At 74.2% G+C, this 17,109-nt stretch carries 11 protein-coding genes; 9 read left to right on the forward strand and 2 right to left on the reverse strand.

Annotated elements, in window-relative coordinates; genetic code table 11:
* The 8 genes from JMV16_RS06555 to JMV16_RS06590 all read left to right on the forward strand — a co-directional run.
* A partial coding sequence (locus JMV16_RS06555; protein WP_201493385.1) for a filamentous haemagglutinin family protein occupies positions 1-4,245 on the forward strand: 4,245 nt, incomplete at its 5' end.
* Between the two features lie 162 nt (positions 4,246-4,407).
* Entirely contained in the window at positions 4,408-6,258 is a 1,851-nt protein-coding gene (locus JMV16_RS06560; RefSeq protein WP_201493386.1) for an SLBB domain-containing protein, read from the forward strand.
* The gene (locus tag JMV16_RS06565) at positions 6,258-7,433 is read left to right on the forward strand and encodes a lipopolysaccharide biosynthesis protein (RefSeq protein WP_201493387.1); all 1,176 of its coding nucleotides are present in this window, start codon (positions 6,258-6,260) and stop codon (positions 7,431-7,433) included. Before JMV16_RS06560 ends, JMV16_RS06565 begins: the two co-directional genes overlap by 1 nt.
* Positions 7,430-8,863 carry an oligosaccharide flippase family protein gene (locus JMV16_RS06570; RefSeq protein WP_201493388.1) on the forward strand — a complete coding sequence of 478 codons (1,434 nt, stop codon included), beginning with the start codon at positions 7,430-7,432 and terminating at the stop codon, positions 8,861-8,863. Before JMV16_RS06565 ends, JMV16_RS06570 begins: the two co-directional genes overlap by 4 nt.
* Complete coding sequence (locus JMV16_RS06575) at positions 8,860-9,972, forward strand: glycosyltransferase (RefSeq protein ID WP_201493389.1); 1,113 nt, start codon at positions 8,860-8,862, stop codon at positions 9,970-9,972. Before JMV16_RS06570 ends, JMV16_RS06575 begins: the two co-directional genes overlap by 4 nt.
* On the forward strand, positions 9,972-11,255 hold the full coding sequence (locus tag JMV16_RS06580) for a hypothetical protein (protein WP_201493390.1): 1,284 nt from the start codon (positions 9,972-9,974) through the stop codon (positions 11,253-11,255). Before JMV16_RS06575 ends, JMV16_RS06580 begins: the two co-directional genes overlap by 1 nt.
* On the forward strand, positions 11,252-12,466 hold the full coding sequence (locus tag JMV16_RS06585; RefSeq protein ID WP_201493391.1) for a glycosyltransferase: 1,215 nt from the start codon (positions 11,252-11,254) through the stop codon (positions 12,464-12,466). Before JMV16_RS06580 ends, JMV16_RS06585 begins: the two co-directional genes overlap by 4 nt.
* Complete coding sequence (locus tag JMV16_RS06590; protein ID WP_201493392.1) at positions 12,454-13,110, forward strand: class I SAM-dependent methyltransferase; 657 nt, start codon at positions 12,454-12,456, stop codon at positions 13,108-13,110. The genes JMV16_RS06585 and JMV16_RS06590 overlap by 13 nt, the downstream gene beginning before the upstream one ends.
* Before the next feature lie 21 nt (positions 13,111-13,131).
* Here JMV16_RS06590 and JMV16_RS06595 read toward each other — a convergent pair whose 3' ends face one another.
* The gene (locus JMV16_RS06595) at positions 13,132-13,923 is read right to left on the reverse strand and encodes a WecB/TagA/CpsF family glycosyltransferase (protein ID WP_201493393.1); all 792 of its coding nucleotides are present in this window, start codon (positions 13,921-13,923) and stop codon (positions 13,132-13,134) included.
* A 153-nt stretch (positions 13,924-14,076) separates the two neighbouring features.
* The gene (locus tag JMV16_RS06600; RefSeq protein ID WP_201493394.1) at positions 14,077-15,081 is read right to left on the reverse strand and encodes a class I SAM-dependent methyltransferase; all 1,005 of its coding nucleotides are present in this window, start codon (positions 15,079-15,081) and stop codon (positions 14,077-14,079) included.
* Between the two features lie 187 nt (positions 15,082-15,268).
* Here JMV16_RS06600 and JMV16_RS06605 point away from each other — a divergent pair, with 187 nt between their 5' ends.
* The gene (locus JMV16_RS06605; protein ID WP_236580390.1) at positions 15,269-17,089 is read left to right on the forward strand and encodes a GGDEF domain-containing protein; all 1,821 of its coding nucleotides are present in this window, start codon (positions 15,269-15,271) and stop codon (positions 17,087-17,089) included.
* Positions 17,090-17,109 lie beyond the last annotated feature (20 nt).

Consider the following 17,109-nt stretch of genomic DNA (forward strand, 5'->3'; position numbering starts at 1 on the left):
CCGATCTTGCCGGGCGCCACGCTGCCCGCCCAGGCCGGCGCTGCCGCCACCGCCCGCGGCGGCCGGCTCGAGATCGATGTCGCCAGCCTGGCCGACGCCGACGCGCTGCTGCGGCTGGCCGGCGCCGGCGGCGCCACGCGCAGCTTTGCGCTGCGCCAGCGCAGCGGCGATCTGGCGCTGAGCGGCCAGCTGCAGGCCGAGGACATCCGCATCGCCGCCGACGCCGGCAGCCTGGCGCTGGCCGGTGCCACGCTGGATGCCCGCGCGCCCGGCGGCGGCGTGGTGCAGCTGGCCGCCGCGGGCGACCTGCGCCTGGACGGCACCAGCCGCATCCTGGCCGGTTCCAGCCGCGCCGGCGCCCAGGGCGGCGACGTGCTGCTGGCCAGCGGTAGCAACAACCGCAGTGGCCTCGTCGCGCTGGCTGCCGACGCCGTGGTCGACGCCCAGGGCGACAGCGCCGCCGACGGCCGCATCGTGCTGCGCGCCGCGCGTGGCGCCGACAACGCCTCGGTGGCGGTGGACGCGCTCAACACCGCGAACCTGCGTGCCGGCGAAGTCGACATCGAGGCGGTGCGCCGCTACAGCACGGTGACGGTGGGCAGCGAGACGCGCGCCATCGCCACCATCGCCGCCGGCAACAGCCTCATCAGCGGCGTCGGCGCCGCACGCGCCGCCACGCTGGGCCAGACCACGCTGCGCAACGACAGCGCCGCCTTCATGGCCGCCGCGGCGGCGATCAACCGCGCGCTGGGCCTCACGGCGGCCGACAGCGGCCGTGTGCAGCTGCGCGCCGGTGTCGAGGTGCAGGCCGCCGGCAATCTGAATGTGGCCGCCGACTGGGCGCTCAACGCCGACCGACCGGGCGGCGACGCCGGCTTTCTGACGCTGCGCGCGGCCGGCAACCTGAGCGTGAACGGCTCCATCAGCGACGGCTTTGCCAGCGCCGCCACCACCGCGGCACTGAACGACAACGCGCGCTCCTGGTCCTTGCGCCTGGCCGCCGGCGCCGACCTCGCGGCGGCCCACCCGCTGGCCACCCGCGACTTCTCGGCCGGCGCGGCCGAGACCGGCAACCTGAACATCGCCGCCGGCCGCCTGCTGCGCACCGGCGCCGGATCGATAACGCTGGCCGCCGGCCGTGACATCGTCTTCGGCGCCGGCAATGCCAACACCGCACCCGGCCTGGCCTATGTGGCCGGGCGCAAGACCGCCGACCTGGCCCCCGTGCTGACCAGCCTGTTCGCGCCCCAGGCCGCCAAGCCCGCCTTCACCGAGCAGGGTGGCCGCCTGGAGCTGCGCGCCGCACGCGACATCAGCGCCTTTGAGTCGACCCAGCTCGTCAACAACTGGCTCTGGCGCAGCGGCCTGCAGAGCACGCGCGCCGGCGAGGAAGGCCTTTATGCCAACGGCGCCCAGCTGGCCTGGTGGGCCGAGTTCAGCCGCTTCCGCCAGACCCTGGGCTCCTTCGGGGGCGGCGCGCTCAGCGCCAGCGCCGGCCGCGACGTGCGCAATCTGCAGGCGATGCTGCCCAGCGCCGGCTGGGCCGACAGCCGCGTGATGGCCACGGCCGGCCTGCACACCTTGGGCGGCGCCGACCTCGAGGTACGCGCCGGGCGCGACCTGCTGGGCGGGCAGTTCCTGGTGGCGGCGGGCGCGGGCCGCATCGATGCCGGCCGCAGCATAGTCGCGGCCGGCGGCAACCTCGGCATCGCCGACCCGGTGCTGGCGCAGATGGACGGTGGCCGCTGGCAGCTGCAGGCGCGCAACGGCCTGCAGCTGGTGGGCAGCTTCAACCCGACCGCCGCGCCCGCCTCGGCGGCCGACAACCGCGCCAATGTCTCGGGCTTCTTCTACGGCTGGGGTGACGATGCGGCCCTGGTGCTGCGCGCCAACGCCGGCACGCTGAGCCTGACCGGCGGCCTGAGCGCGTCGCAGACCACGCGCTACGGCCTGCAGGGCGGGGTTGAGACGCCCGACTACTTCCGCGTCCTGCCGGCCACGCTCCGGGCGCAGGCCCTGGGCGGCGATCTGCAACTGCTGGGTGCCGAGACCGCCGGCGCGCTGCTCTTCCCCTCGGCGCGCGGCCAGCTCGACCTGTGGGCCGCCGGCGCGCTGCGCCTGGGCGGCAGCGGCAACACGCCCAACTTCGCCATGGCCGACAGCGACCCCGCGCTCTGGCCCGACGCCAGCCGCCCGGCGGGGCGCACCGCCAGCCTGCTTGCCGGCCTCACCGGCCTGGTGAGCAACACGCTGGCCGACACCCAGCCGCGCCAGGCCTTGCACAGCGGCGACAGCGAACCGGCGCGCCTGCACGCCGGCGGCTCCATCAGCATGAGCGGCGACGCCACTCTGCTGCTGGCCAAGCCGGCGCGCCTGGACGCGGGCGACGACATCGTCAACCTGCGCCTGGTGGGCCAGAACCTGGCCGCCGGCGACACCACCACGGTGACGGCCGGGCGCAATCTGCTGGCCGGCCTGCAAGGCCTGATCGCGATCGGCGGCCCCGGCGCGCTGGAAGTCAACGCCGGCCGCGGCATCGACCTCGGCGCCTCGGGCGGCATCGTCACCTCGGGCAACCAGCGCAATGCGCGCCTGCCAACCCAGGGTGCCGACATCCGGGTCGCCGCCGCCACGCGCGGCGTGCTCGACCTGGCCCAGTTTGCCGCCACCTACCTGGACGGCGTGGACGGTGCGAACGGCTTGGATGGCAACACCACGCCGCGCTACCGCGACGCGCTGACGCGCTTCATGCGCGCCGCGCTGGCCAGCCCCACGCTGGACTACGACAGCGCCTGGGCCCAGTTCCAGGCCCTGCCGGCGGCCGAACAGGCGCGCTTCGGCGAGCAGGTGCTGGCGGCCGAGTTCGGCCGCCTCTACCTGGCCGCCACGCCGCCCGACGCGGCGCAGATGAGCGCGGCGCTGCGCAGCGGCTTCGAGCGCCGCAAGGCCCAGGTGCTGGAGGCCGGCACCAAGGCGCTGGCCGGCGGCGGCGCCCTGGTGCTGCCGGGCCGCGAAAGCCTGGCCGGCGCTGCGCTGGCCGACTACCTGGCCGAGCTGCGCGGGCTGGACTTCGGCCGCCTCGACATCGACAGCACGCTGCAAGCGCGCGTGGCCAGCCGCGCCGCCGTGTACGACGGCTGGCGCGACGCCGTCGCCGCCCGCCTGGGCGGCAGTGCGGCAGCGCTGGAAGCGATGGCCGCGGCCGACCCGGCGGCGCCGGCGGCCCTGGCCTGGCGCGGCGCGCTGGCGCAGCGCAGCGGCGCCTTCTTCGAGGCCTACCGCCAGCAGGTGCTGGAGACCGAGACCGCCAGCGCCGCGGCCGCGGCCTCGCTCTTCGGTCGCCGCTCGCTGCCGCTGCGCCTGGCGCTGTTCGACCAGGGCTTCGCGGTGGCCACGCTGGCGCTCGCCGGCAGCTTCACGCCGCAGCCGGTGTGGCCGGGGCAAACCCCGGTGATCGCCTACAGCGGCACGCTGGAGATGACGCAGAGCGCCGTGCTCAGCGAGCGCGGTGGCGACATCCGCATCGTCAACCCCGGCGGCGGCATCAGCGTGGGCCTGAAGGAAAGCGGCGCCAACGCCGGCCCCAAGGGCGTCATCGCGCTCGGCGGTGGCCAGGTCTATGGCTTTGCACGCGACGATTTCCAGGTCAACACGCAAAGGGTGTTCATCGTCGGCGAGGGCAACATGAACATCTGGTCGTCGCGCGGCGACATCGACTCCGGCCGCGGCGCCAACACCGCGGTGGCGGCGCCGCCGCTGGCGGCGCGGCGCTCGGCCGACGGCGTGGTCTTCGAGGTGCCGGCCACCACCACCGGCAGCGGCCTGGGCATCCTGGAAGACGCGCGAGGGCGGCGCCTGGGCACGATAGGCCTGTACCCGGCCTTCGGTGAAATCCTGGCACTCGACGCCTTCATCCGCGCCCCCAGCGTGGTGCTGGGCTCCACCATCAAGGGTGCCGACAACCTGCAGGCCGCGGCCGTGGGCGGCGCCGTGGCGGCCGTGGGCGCGCCGGCGCTGGCGGTGGCCGCGCCGCCGGCCACGGCGCAGAAGACCGAGGGCGAGGGCGCCGCCAGTGGCGCCACGCAGACGGCGCAGGCGCGCCAGCGGCAGTCGCTGCTGACGGTGGAACTGCTGGGCGTGGGCGAGGAGGCCTGCAGCGACAAGGATGAGCGCGAAGGCAAGTGCAATCGCCCCGCGGATGGGGCCTGCACGCCGCAGCAGAAGGCCGACGGCCGCTGCTCCTGAGCGAGGTGGCGGTGCCCCGGCACCGCCACCAAAGCGCCATCGAAGCGCCATCGAAGCGCCATCGAAGCGCCATCGAAGCGCCATCGAAGCGCCATCGAAGCGCCATCGAAGCGCCACCAAAGCGCCACAGCCCTGCAACACGGGCGCCCTAGAGTGGGCCGAATGGTCCATCTTCTTGCTTCGCGCGGCGCGCTCGCCGGACGCGCGCTCTTCGGTTGTCCACGCGCCCTGTGTGGGCTGGTGCTGACCCTGGCCGCCACCGCGCAAGCGCAGTCAGTGCCAGCCGTCACGCGCCTGAGCGCTGGCGATGCGGTTACCACCGTGGTACAGCCTGCGGCGGCCACGGCCACCGCGCCGGCGCGGGTGCAGGCCCTGCGCGAACCCGATCCCAAGCCCGAGCCCGGCGACTTCGAACGCCTGGCCACCGAGGCCAATGGCGGTCAGCCGGTGTGGCGGCTGGGCACGCAGGCGCGGCGCGGCGAGGCCACGCTGGCACACCTGGAGACGCCGGCGCGTGTGCCGCCCAGCTATGTGGTGCAGGTGGGCGACGAGATCTCGGTCACGGTCTGGGGCAGTGTCGACGCGCAATGGACGCTGCGCGTCGACCGCGCTGGCCGCATCACGCCGCCCCGCGTGGGCCCGGTGGCGGTGGCCGGGGCCACGGCGGGCGAACTCGATGGGCTGCTCAAGGCGCGGCTGGAGCGCGTCTTCAAGGGCTTCGAGCTGAGCGCCGCCGTCACCGACCTGAGCCCGGTGCGCGTCCACATCACCGGCTTCGTGGCGCGGCCCGGCGACTACCTGGTGCCGGGCCTGACCACCGTCTCGGGCGCGCTGGCCCTGGCCCAGGGCCCGGCCGCCGGTGGCAGCTGGCGCCGCATCCGCCTGCTGCGCAACGAGGCGCCGGTGACCGAATTCGACCTCTACACGCTGCTGGCCAGCGGCAGCCGCCGCGACGACCGTTTGCTGCAGCCGGGCGATGTGCTGCACGTGGAGGCCGCCGGCCCCCAGGTGGCGGTGCTGGGCAGCGTCAACCGCGCCGCGGTGTTCGAGTTCCTGCCCGGTGAAACGGTGGCCGACGCGCTGCGCCTGGCCGGCGGCTCCACTCCGGTGGCCGAGCGCGGCGCGCTCACGCTGGAGCGACTGCAGCAGCGCAACGGCGCCGGCGCGGTGGAACTGGCGCTGCCGCGCGACGCCGCCGCGCCGCTGGCCAATGGCGACATCCTGCGCGTGCGCTCGCAGGTGGCGGCCGGCGCGCCGACGCAGCTGCGCAACAAGCGCGTACTGGTGGAGGGCGAGGTCTACAAGCCCGGCGAGTACCTGTTGCCGCCGGGCTCCACCCTGGCCGACGCCGTCGCCGCGGCCGGCGGCGCCACGCCTGGAGCCTGGCTTTACGGCACGGCCTTGAAGCGCGAGAGCGTGCGCCTGACGCAGGAGGCCAATTACGCCCGCGCGCTGCGTGAGTTCGAGGCCGAGCTGGCGCGCAGTGGCGCCACCCGTACGGCCCGCGACGACGGCAATGCCGACGCCGCCGCTGCCAACCAGCAGATGCTGGCCCGCCTGCGCACCCAGCGCCCCGAGGGCCGCATGGTGCTGGAGCTGACGCCGCAGTCGACCACATTGCCAGCCGTGGCGGTGGAAGACGGCGACCGCATCCAGCTGCCAGCCTCGACCCAGGGCGTGGGCGTCTTCGGCAGCGTCTACAACGGCGGCAGCTTTGTGCATGACGGCGGCCGCACCCTGGGCCACTATGTGCAGCGCGCCGGTGGGCCCAAGGGCAATGCCGACTACGAAGCCGCCTTCGTGGTGCGCGCCAACGGCAGCGTGATCAGCGCCAGCCAGGGCAGCCTCTGGAGCCGCGCACGCGAGTTCGACAGCCAGCCGGCCCTGCCCGGCGACACCGTCTTCGTGCCCGAAGAATCGGCGCGCGTGACCTGGGTGCAGGGCGCCAAGGACTGGACCCAGATCCTCTACCAGCTGGGCGTGGGCATGGCGGCGCTGTTCTGGACGCGATGATGAGCCCCGACCTGCCCCTGGCGACGCCGGCAACGGCTGGCGCACCGGCCGCCGCTTCGGCCGCCAGCGCCGGCCTGCTGGAGATCGCGTTGCCCCTGTGGCACAGGCGCTGGCGCCTGCTGCTGGCCACGCTGCTGTGCGGGCTCTTGGGCCTGGGCCTGAGCCTGGTGCAGACGGTGCGCTTCACCGGCCAGGCCAGCTTCGTCGTGCAGCCGCTGCTGCGGCCCTCGCAATCGGTGGTGTCGAGCGCGCTGCCGGCGCTGGCCGGCCTGGTGAGCACCAGCAGCGGTGCCGTCGACCTGCACCTGGCCATCCTGCGCAGCCAGACGATTGCTGACCGCATCATCGACCGCTTCGACCTGCAGCGCGGCTGGGAGCTGCCGCTGCGCGCCCAGGCGCATGCCAGGCTGGCCCGCCGCGTGAGCTTTGGCGCCGGCCGCCGCGACGGCCTGGTGCAGGTGCTGGTGGAAGACGAACACCCGCAGCGCGCCGCCGCCATGGCCAATGAATACATCGAGGAGCTGCGCCACACGCTGCGCGGCTTTGCGCTGGAAGAGGCGCGCCAGCGGCTCAAGTTCTACGAGGCCCAGCTGGCGCGCGCACGCGGCGCGCTGGACGAGGCGCAGAAGAAGCTGCAGGCCAGCGGCTTCGACCGTGCGGCGCTGCGCAGCGAACCCCGCGCTGCCGCCGAGGCCTATGGCCGGCTGCAAGCCGAGGTCACCGCGGCCGAGATGCGCCTGGCCGCCACCCGCCGCGTGCGCGCCGAAGGCAGCGCCGAGGTGCAGCAGGTGCAGTCGGAACTGGCGGCGCTGCGCGCCCAGCTGGCACGCGCCGAAGTGCCGCGCGACGACGGCCCCGGCGCCTTCGTCACGCGCGTGCGCGAATTCCGCTATGCCGAGACGCTGGCCGAATCGATAGCCCGCCAGGCCGAGGCGGCGCGCGTCGACGAGGCCTCCGATTCGGTGCCGCTGCAGGTGCTGGACCCGGCGCGCGTGCCCGAGCTGCCGAGCAGCCCGCGCATCCCGATGTGGGTTCTCGTGGGTGCGTTGCTGGGCTTTAGCGGGCAGGCGGCCTGGGTGCTGCTGCATCACCGCATGCGGCTGGCGCGGCTGGACCCGGCCTACCGGGAACGCATCGCGCTGATCCACTCGACGTTGCCGCGGCGCGGCCCATGAGTCGCGGCGTGCTGAGCCTGGCGCTGGCCCAGGCGCTGGCGCTGCTGGCGGCCCTGGTCTCGGCGGCCTGTTACGCGCGCTGGCTGCGGCCGGATCAGCTGGCGGTGTGGGCGATGGCGCTGGCCGGTGCCCGGGCCGGCCTGCTGCTGCTGGACGGCGGGCTCAAGACCGCGCTGGTGCGGCGCGACGATCTCCCCGGCGCGGCCACGCTGCGCCGCCTGGGGCTGGGCTGCGCCGGGGCCGCCGCTGTGCTGACCGCGCTGGCGGTGCTGGCGGCGCTGGCGCTGCAGGCCGCGGGCCGGGTCGACGTCGGCGGTGCCTGGCTGCTGGCCGCCTATCCCGCGGCCTATCTGCTGGCCTATCCGCCGCTGTTGACGGCCTTGGCGCGGCTCGAGCGGGCGCAGCAATTCGGCCCCGTGGGGCGCGCCGAGGGCGCCTCGGTGGTGCTGGAGTTCGCGCTGCCGGCGCTGCTGATCGCCGCCGGGTTGGCCTGGTGGACGGCCTTCGCGGTGGCGGTGCTGGCGGCGCGCCTGCTGCGCACGGCCTGGATCGTGGCCGCCGCCCGCGGCCTGGCCGATGCCGCCCCGGGCGCGGGCGCAGCGCCGGTGCGCCAACTGCTGGCCGAAGGCGCGGGGGTGCAGGTGGTGGCCGGCGTCTCGATGCTGCGCGACCAGATGCACCTGTGGCTGCTCGCGCCGCTGTTCGGCGCCGTCTGGGCCGGCGTCTACAGCCTGGCGCTGAGCGCCTGCGCCCTGGTGGCCCAGGTCGGTGCCGCCACCGCCGCACGCGTGGCGCTGCCGGCGCTGCGTGCCAGCGCGAGCGCGGCGCAGTGGCCGGCGGTGCTGGCGCAGACGCGGCGCCTGGCCATCGCCACGCTGCCGCCGCTGGCGCTGCTGCCGGCCTGGGTGGCCCATGCCGACAGCCACTGGTGGGGCGGGCAGTGGCAAGAGGCGGCTGCGCTGATGCCCTGGCTGGCCCTGCGCATGCTGCCGGGGCTGGCGGCCACGACGCTGGGCGCATGGCTGCTGCTGGCACGCACGCCGTGGCAGGCCGCGTGCGTCCACGGCGCCTGGTTGCTGGCCGAGCTGGCGCTGGCGCTGCCGGCCGTGCTGCTGCTGGGGGCGCCGGGGCTGGCGGTGGCCGGCGCGTTTTCGGCCTGGGCCGGCGTGCTGCTGTTCCTGGCCGCCGTCGCGCCGGCGGCGCCGCTGTGGCCGCGCTTTGGCGACCTGTTGCAGGCCCTGCTGCTGCGGCCTTCGCTGGCCATCGCGCTGGCGCTTGCCGCCTGGGCCTGGGCTCGGCCAAACGATTTGTTCCTGGCCAGCGCGGGCATGGTGCTGGCCTGGTGGAGCGAGCCGACGCTGCGGCGCTGGGCGCAGGAGCTGATGCGCCCGCAGCCGGCCGTCGCTGCCCGCAGGCCTCAGGCGCTATGAGTGCCGCCGATGCCGACTTGTGCGTGGCGCTGACGCCGCGCGAGCCGGGCGGGCACGAGGTGGCGCTGTTCGGCTGGCTGGCCGATGCGCGGCGCCTGGGCCTGCTGCGGACCACGGTCATCGCGCCCACGCCGGCCCTGGCCGAGGCCTGCCGTGCGGCCGGCCTGGAGACGGACGCAGGCGGCGCCGCGCCGGCCGGCCGGCCCCAGCGCCGCGATCTGCTGCGCAGGCTCAGCCTGTGGCCACGCCACAAGCCGTTGCTGCTGGCGCCCGGCGTGCTGCATGCCGACGCCTGGCTGCTGGCCGCGGCCGCCTGGCAGCGGCGTCCGCTGTGGGTTTACGTGCCGATGGCCCACACCGCCGCGGCCATGGGCTACCGCGCCGCGCGGCTGCGCGACAGCCTGCTGGCACCCTGGCTGCGCGCGGTCGACGCCTGGATCACCATCGACGAGCAGCAGGCGGCGTTGCTGGCCGGCACCTGGGGCCTGAGCGTGCCGGTGCATGTGCTGCCCAATGTCGCGCGCTTGGCCAGCCCGGCGCCGCTGCCCGAGACCGTGTCCGCCGACGGGCGTCTGCGCCTGGCCTTCGTCGGCCGCTTCGATCTGCACCAGAAGGGCCTGGACTGGCTGGCGCAGACGCTGCAATCCGACCCCGCATGGGGCGCGCACCACCGCTGGCGCTTTCAGGGCCGCGGCGCCGGCGAGCTGGCGTTGCTGGAACTGGCCTCGGCGCTCGGCCCCGGGATCGTCACGGTGCATGGCCATGCGCCCATCGAGCAGGCACTGGCGGCCAGCGATGTGCTGATCCTGCCCTCGCGCTACGAGGGCCTGCCGCTGGTGGCGTTGGAGGCCACGGCCTGCGGGCGCGCGGTGGTGGCCAGCCGCGAGGCCAACCTCGGCGCGATCCTGCCCGCGGCCTCGCTGTTCGACTTCGGCGACGCCGCCGGCCTGCGGCGCGCGCTCGACGGCCTGCGCGCGCCCGTCGCGCGCGCCGCCGCCGTCGCCCATGCGCGCAAACGCCTGGCCGCGGCCCAACCCGAGCAGTGCTATCGCACGGCGCTGCTGGGCCTGGCCCGGGCCTTGCGGTCCGGTGCCGGTGCCGCTTGCTGATGCCGCCGCCGCTGCCCCGGCCGGCGCCGGCCAGCGCCGCGGCGCCAGCCTTCGCGCTGGTGGTGCTGCTGATCCTGGCGCTGCAGTTCGGGCCCCTGGTGGGGCTGCTGGGCTTTCGCCTCACTGCCGATCCGCAGTGGGCGCTCAATGGTGTCGTGCGCGACGCCGCCGTCGTCGCGCTGTTGCTTCTGGGCGCCATGGCGCTGGCCGGCGCGTCGCCCGCGCCGCCGCTGCCGGCGTCGGCGCGCTGGGCCCTGCTGATGGTGCTGGTCTACGGCGTGCTGGCGCTGCGCTCGTCCAGCGGCCTGGTGCTGACGGCGCTGAACCTGCGCCGACTGGCGCTGGTGCCGCTGCTCTTCGCGGCGCTGCTGGCCATCCCCTGGTCGCGCCCACAACTGGAGAGGCTGTTCGCGCTGCTGGTGGCCAGCAGCGTGGCAGTGGCCTTGCTGGGCCTGGCGGAACGCGCCGCGCCCGAGTCGTTGTGGACCGGGTGGCTGGACGTCGAAAGCTATACCGCCGCCAATGCGCTCGACCGCTTCGGCAGCCTGCCCTACGCGCAGAGCGGGCGCTTCTTCACCTGGGATCTGGAGCCCTGGACCGGCGTACCGCTGCGGCGCATGGTCTCCAGCTACCTCGAGCCCACCACGCTGGCCGCCGCGATGGCGGTGCTGCTGGTGCTGGCCCTGGCGCGCCGGGCGCGCGGCCACGCTGCTGCCGCTGCGGTGGCGCTGGCGCTGCTGTGCGGGCTGGCCACCTGGTCCAAGGGCTTCGTGCTCTTCCTGCTGGCGCTGGCCGGCTGGCGGCTGCTGGGCCTGCCGTCGCCGCGCCAGGTCTGGAGCCTCGCCATCGCGGCGTCGGCGCTGGCACTGTGGGCCGCCGCCACCGGCCACCTGGAAGGGCCGCTGGAGCATGTGGAAGGCCTGGCCTCGTCGCTGGACTATCTGCGCGCCGGCAACTGGCTGGGCGAGGGCGTGGGCGCCGCCGGCAACTACACCGACACCGACACCGACTTCGGCAACGAAAGCGGCTTCGGCAACGTCGTCGGCCAGGTCGGCCTCGCCGCCCTGCTGCCCCTGGCCTGGGTGGCGGCGCTGGCGCGCGAGGTGCTGAGTGCCGCGGCCGCGCGCGGCGACAGTGGCGGCCCCTGGCTGGCGGGCTGGCTGCTGTACTGGACCCTGTCCTACCTGCTGTCGGCATCCAGCCTGGGCGTGGGCGGCAATGCGCTGGGCTTCGCCATGCTGGCGCTTTACCTGCATCCGGCCGCCGGCCGCATGGTGCGATGAACATCGCCTTCGTGACCCCGCGCCTGTTCGACCAGCCGGGCAGCGGTGGTGAGATCTGCAGCGCCCGCCTGCTGGCCGCGCTGGCCGCCGGCGGCCACGGCCTGCACTGCCTGGGCCGCGGCGCGGCGGCGGCCCCGGCTCTGTCGCTGGGGCCGGTGGTGCGGCCCTTCGACGAGCTGTCGCCCTGGCGCCGCGCCGGCAGCCTGCTGGCCGCCTTGGCCAGCGGCCAGGCCTCGACGGTGCAGCGCCTCGATGCTGGCGGCGCCGGCCGTGCGGCGCGGGCCGGGCTGGCGCGCGGGGCGGGCGCCGACGTGCTGGTGGTCGACCATCTGCAGGCCTGGGCTTGGCTGGAACCTCACCAGGCCCGCCTGCCGGCGCCGCTGCTGGTGATGCACAACCTGGAGGCCGAAGGCTATGCCGAGCGCGCGGCGCAGATTGCGGGCGGCGCCGGAGCGCGCCTGCGCCGCGCCGTGCTGGAACGCGAGGCGCGGCTGTTGCGGCGGCTGGAGGAGCGTGCACTGCGGGCAGCCGCGGTCGTGGCCTGCCTGAGCGAAGAGGACGCGCAGCAACTGCGCCGCCAGGCCGCGGCCTGCGGCGCGCGGGCGCCGGTCGAGGTTTTGCCGGGCTATCCGCTGCAGGCACCGGCCGCGCCGCGCCCGCCGCCGTGCCATGGCCGCCGCATCGGCATGATGGGCACCTGGACCTGGGGCCCCAACCGCAGCAGCCTGGACTGGGTGCTGCAGCAGGTGCTGCCGCTGCTGCCGCCCGACTGCCGCCTGGTGCTGGCCGGCGCCGGCCTCGAAGGACTGCGGCTGCCGCCACGCGTGCAGGCCCTGGGCCGTGTTGCCCGCGCGCAGGATTTCTATGACGCGGTGGACGTGCTGGCCATCGCCTCGCTGGGCGGATCGGGCGTGCAGGAAAAGTCCATCGAGGCGCTGGCCACGGGCCTGCCGGTGGTGGCCACCGCTCACGCGCTGCGCGGGCTCGCGCCCGGCCTGCCGCCGCAGTTGCAGGTGGCCGACGGTCCGGCGCGCTTTGCCCAGCTGTGCCAGCAGGCCACCGCGCCTGACGCACCGGTGGTGCAGCAGTGGATAGCGGGCCGGCGGCGCGCCTACCGCGACGCGCTCGGCCGCTGCCTGGAGATTGCCGCGGCCCGCCACGGCCGGCCTGCCGCAGACCCGCGCCCGGCGGGCTCCGCATGCGGCGCCTGAAGCGTCGCCGCCTCGGCCTGCTGCAGCGCGACTACCTCGTGCACCGGGCGCTGTGGCCGGCCATCGAAGCCGCCGTGGCCGGCGTGCTGCAGGGGCGTGATCGCGCCGGGCTGACGGTGATCGACCTGGGCTGCGGCGAAGGGCCCTATGCCGACCTGTTCGAGGGCTGCCGGCGCATCGCCATCGACCGCAGCTGCGAAGGTGCCGCGCCCGACCTGCTGGCCGATGTGGCCGCACTGCCGCTGGCCGGCGGTTGCGCCGACATCGTGTTCTGCACCCAGGTCATCGAGCATGTGCCGCGGCCCGACCGCCTGCTCGCCGAATGCTGCCGCACGCTCAGGCCCGGCGGCCAGCTCGTGCTCACCGGCCCCTTCTACTGGCCGTTGCACGAAGAGCCGCACGACTACTACCGCTATACCCGCCACGGCTTCGCCCATCTGCTGCGTGAAGCCGGCCTGCTGCCCTTGCAGATCGTGCCTGATTGCGGCTCGGTGACGCAGGCCGCGGTGTCGCTGATCGAGGCGCTGCCGCGCTGGGCGCTGGTGCTGCTGCCGCTGATCAACGCGCTGACGCCGCTGCTGCAGCGCGGCTCGAACGATTGCCGTTCGCCGCTCAACTACGTGATCGTGGCGCGCAAGCCCTGACGACGGCCGCTGCGGCCTGGCTCAGAAGCTTCCGAGCGCCAGCGCCGGCAGCACCCTCAACACGCGCACGAAGCGCGCCGCCCGCGCTGGCTGCTGCAGCACGCGGTAGATGCCTTCCAGCCCCAGGCGCTGCCACCCGATGGGCGCGCGCCGCACCACGCCGCTGGCGAGGTCGATCGCGCCACCGAAGCACAGCAGGCCGTGGGTGACGCCGTCGAGTTCCGGCGCGGCCTGCCAGGCGAAACGGTGTTCCTTGGTGGCGCCCAGGCCCAGCACCACGTAGTGCGCACCGAAGTCGCGTATCGCCGCCAGCGACGAGGCCTTCATGCGCGCCTCGCTGGCCTCGCCGATCTCGTAATGGGGCGGGGCATAGCCGGCCACTTCCAGCGCCGGCCAGCGCTGGCGCAGCACCTGCACCGCGCGGGCATTGGCCTGCGGCGTGCTGCCCAGCAGCAGCAGGCGCTGGCCCTTCTGCGCGCAATGCGCGGCAATGCGATGGATCAGGTCCGATCCCGAAAGCTTTTCCAGCGGCCGCGTCGGGTACTTGCGTCGCAGCGCCCACCACAGCCATTGGCCGTCGACGCTGACGCGCACGCGCGGCGAATGCAGCAGGCTTTGCAGGCCGGGGCTGTGCGGCAGCGACAGCGAAATCTCGGCGTTCAGCGTCACATAGGCCCAGCACTGGGCGCGGCTGGGGGGCGGAAAGCTCTGCGTCTCGGTGATCGCGAATTCGCCGAAGTGCATCACGTCGCCAGCGGCCGGCTGAGCCAGCGCCAGGTCGTCGTAGGTGGTGCCGGCGGTGGTCATCTGCATCGTGCGGGCGAGTCGTACAGCCCCCAGTGTCGCGACGCACTGTGCAGGTTTCGTGATCGCGCGCCGGAGTCACCCATGCCCGCAGGGTGATGGCTGGAAAGCCGCGCCGGACGGACTCTTTCGGCGCTTGTGCCCGCCGCGTCAGCGTTAGGTCTATGGGCCGAAAGAACCAGGCTTGCGCATCACCACGGTCACGGTGTGGCCGCGCCGGGGCGCTGATCGCAGCCGCAGCGCGGCGCGCAAGGGCAGGGCGGCGGCACCCAGCGCGCGGCGCAGCAGGCGCTGGCGCGACAGCATCACCAGCGGTGGCGTGCGCCGCCCCACCAGCCGCGCCACGCCGCGCAGCACGCGGGCCAGTGCGTCGGCACGGCCATGGCCGGGCGCGAGCGCTTCGTTGAGCGCCTGCACCGCCTGCAGGCCCAGCAAGGCAGGCAGGCGCGCCAGCGTGGCATCGGGCCAGCGCGTGCAGTGGTGGGGCGGCATGTTCAGCACGTTGTTGACTTCGCGCCCCAGAAAGCTGTCGTCGGCCGGCACCGAGACAATGACCAGCCCGCCCGGCCGCACGCAGCGCGCAAGGTCTTGCAGGAAGGCCAGCGGCTGCGGCACATGCTCCAGCACCTGGAAGGCCAGCGCGACGTCGAAGCGCTCGGGGTCGCGCTCGGCAAGCCGCTGCAGGTCCAGCGAGCGCACGTCCAGCCCCTGGGCGCGGGCCTGCGCCAGCGCCTCGGTGTTGGATTCCAGCCCCAGGTAGGCCACCCGTGGCGGCAGAAAGCGGTGGAACTTGCCGCTGCCACAGCCCACTTCCAGCACCGCCTGGCCGGGCCGGATCTGCGCCGCCGCGGCGCGGAACTCGGACTTGTCGGCCTGGTAGTACCAGGGATGGACCTGCAGCGCGCGGTAGACCGCCGGCGGCGCTACCCAGTCGGGCGAGAACTGGCGCAGCCGGCAGCCCGGGCATTGCAGCAGGTGGTAGCGGGCGGCCGGGGGCGCGCAGCCGAGAGCGGCCAGGTCCATGCCCAGGTCCTGGCGGTAGAGCGCCTCGATATCGGCCGCCGTGACGGTCTCGCCCTCGGCGGGCAAGGCCTGGCCGCAGAGCCGGCAGGGCGGCGCAGCTTCGCGGGGCGGGTCGAGTCTGGCCGTCGGCAAGTCGCTTCGCATGGTCTGGGGCCGGCGAGCACAAGGCCTGCGGGCCGGTCATCCTGAACGTCAGGCATGACCCGTTGATGACCGTCCAAGACTTTGTACAGCCCGCGTTGCAGCCCTTATTCGGGCCTTCATTCCATGTGTTCGCAGACGATATTGCGGCCACACCAGGCTCGCCGGCCTGCCCTGGAGCTGTACCCCCATGATCGCCCTCAGCCCGACGCCGGCCCTGGCCGCAATGCGCCGCAGCGTCGAAGACGCGCTCAAGGTCCACTCGGTGGCCCAGGTGCTGTCGCGGCGGCTGCTGCACGCCGTCTACCAGCCCATCGTGGCGCTCAAGGACGGGGCCGTGGTGGCCCACGAGGCCTTGATCCGCGGCCCCGCCGACAGCGATCTGCACGGCCCCGATGCGCTCTTCGCTGCGGCGCGCACCGAAGGCCTGGGCCTGGCGCTCGAGCAGGCCTGCCTGCGCCAGGCCCTGCGGCAGTGGACGCCGCATGGGCAGGACCGGCGCCTCTTCGTCAACCTCAGCGCCCAGGCGCTGGCCGAACTGGTGCAGACGCTCACGCCCGGCGGCTTGATGCACCTGCTGCAAGAGCTGGGCGTGGCACCCGCAGCGTTGGTGGTGGAGATCACCGAGCATGAGCGTGTGGCCGACCTGCCGCGCCTGATCGAGGCCACCACGGCGCTGCGCGCCCAGGGCGTGCGCTTCGCGCTCGACGATTTCGGCGATGGCCGCTCCAGCCTGCGCCTGTGGGCCGAGCTGCGGCCCGAGCTGGTGAAGATCGACAAGTACTTCGTCCACGACCTCGACCGCGAGGCCGTCAAGGTGCAGACGCTCAAGGGCCTGGCGCGCTTTGCCGAGACCTTCTGCACCGCGCTGGTGGCCGAGGGCATCGAGACCGAGGCCGAGCTGCAGGTGGTGCGCGATCTGGGCATCGAGCTCGGCCAGGGCTGGTTGCTGGGCCGGCCGGCGGTCGATCCGGCCACGGCCGTCCTGCCGCGTGCGGCGGCCATCATCGCCAGCTCGCAGATTGCGGTGCTGCCCGAATTGAAGCGCGCCGCCGGTGCCGACTTCACGGTCGAGCGCCTGTCCATCCAGGTGCCGCCCATCGCACCCGACACCCCCATCGACGAGCTGGCGCGCCGCTTTGCCGCCGACACCCTGCTGCGCGGCGTGGCCCTGGTGGAAGGCGACAGGCCGGTGGGCCTGATCAACCGCCAGTCCTTCGTCGACCGCTATGCCAAGCCCTTCTTCAAGGAGCTTTACGGGCGCAAGCCGGTCTCGCTGTTCGCCAATGCCACCCCGCTGATGCTGGACAGGCACACCGGGCTCGACGCCATGACCGCGGTGCTGACCTCGTCGGACCAGCGCTACCTGACCGAAGGCTTCATCGTCACCGAAGGCGGGCGCTACCTGGGTCTGGGCACGGGCGAGCAGCTGGTGCGCGTGGTCACCGAGGTGCGCATCGAGGCCGCCCGCCATGCCAACCCGCTGACCTTTCTGCCCGGCAACATCCCCATCAGCGAGCACATTGCACGCCTGCTGGCCAGCGGCGGCGAGTTCGTCGCCTGCTATGGCGATCTCAACGACTTCAAGCCCTACAACGACCACTACGGCTACTGGCGCGGCGACGAGATGATCCGCCTGGCGGCGCGCACGCTGATCTCGCACTGCGACCCGCGGCGCGACTTCGTCGGCCATGTCGGCGGCGACGATTTCGTCGTGCTGTTTCAGAGCGACGACTGGATGGCGCGCTGCGAGCGCATCGTCGATGCCTTCAACCTGCTGGCGCTGGAACTCTACGACGTGGCGGCGCTGGAGCGCGGCGGCATCGAGGCCGACGACCGCCAGGGCATCAAGCGCTTCTTCGGCTTCACCACGCTGTCGATCGGCGCGGTGCCCGTGCGCCCGGGCCTGTATGCCCGCGCCGACCAGGTGGCCTCGGCCGCCGCGATGGCCAAGCACCAGGCCAAGCAGAGCAAGCGCGGGCTGGCGGTGGAGCAGGGCGCGCCGCGCTGAGGCGGCGCGCCGAGGACGGG

This window comes from Rubrivivax sp. A210, assembly GCF_904426505.1.
Classification (GTDB): domain Bacteria; phylum Pseudomonadota; class Gammaproteobacteria; order Burkholderiales; family Burkholderiaceae_C; genus Rubrivivax.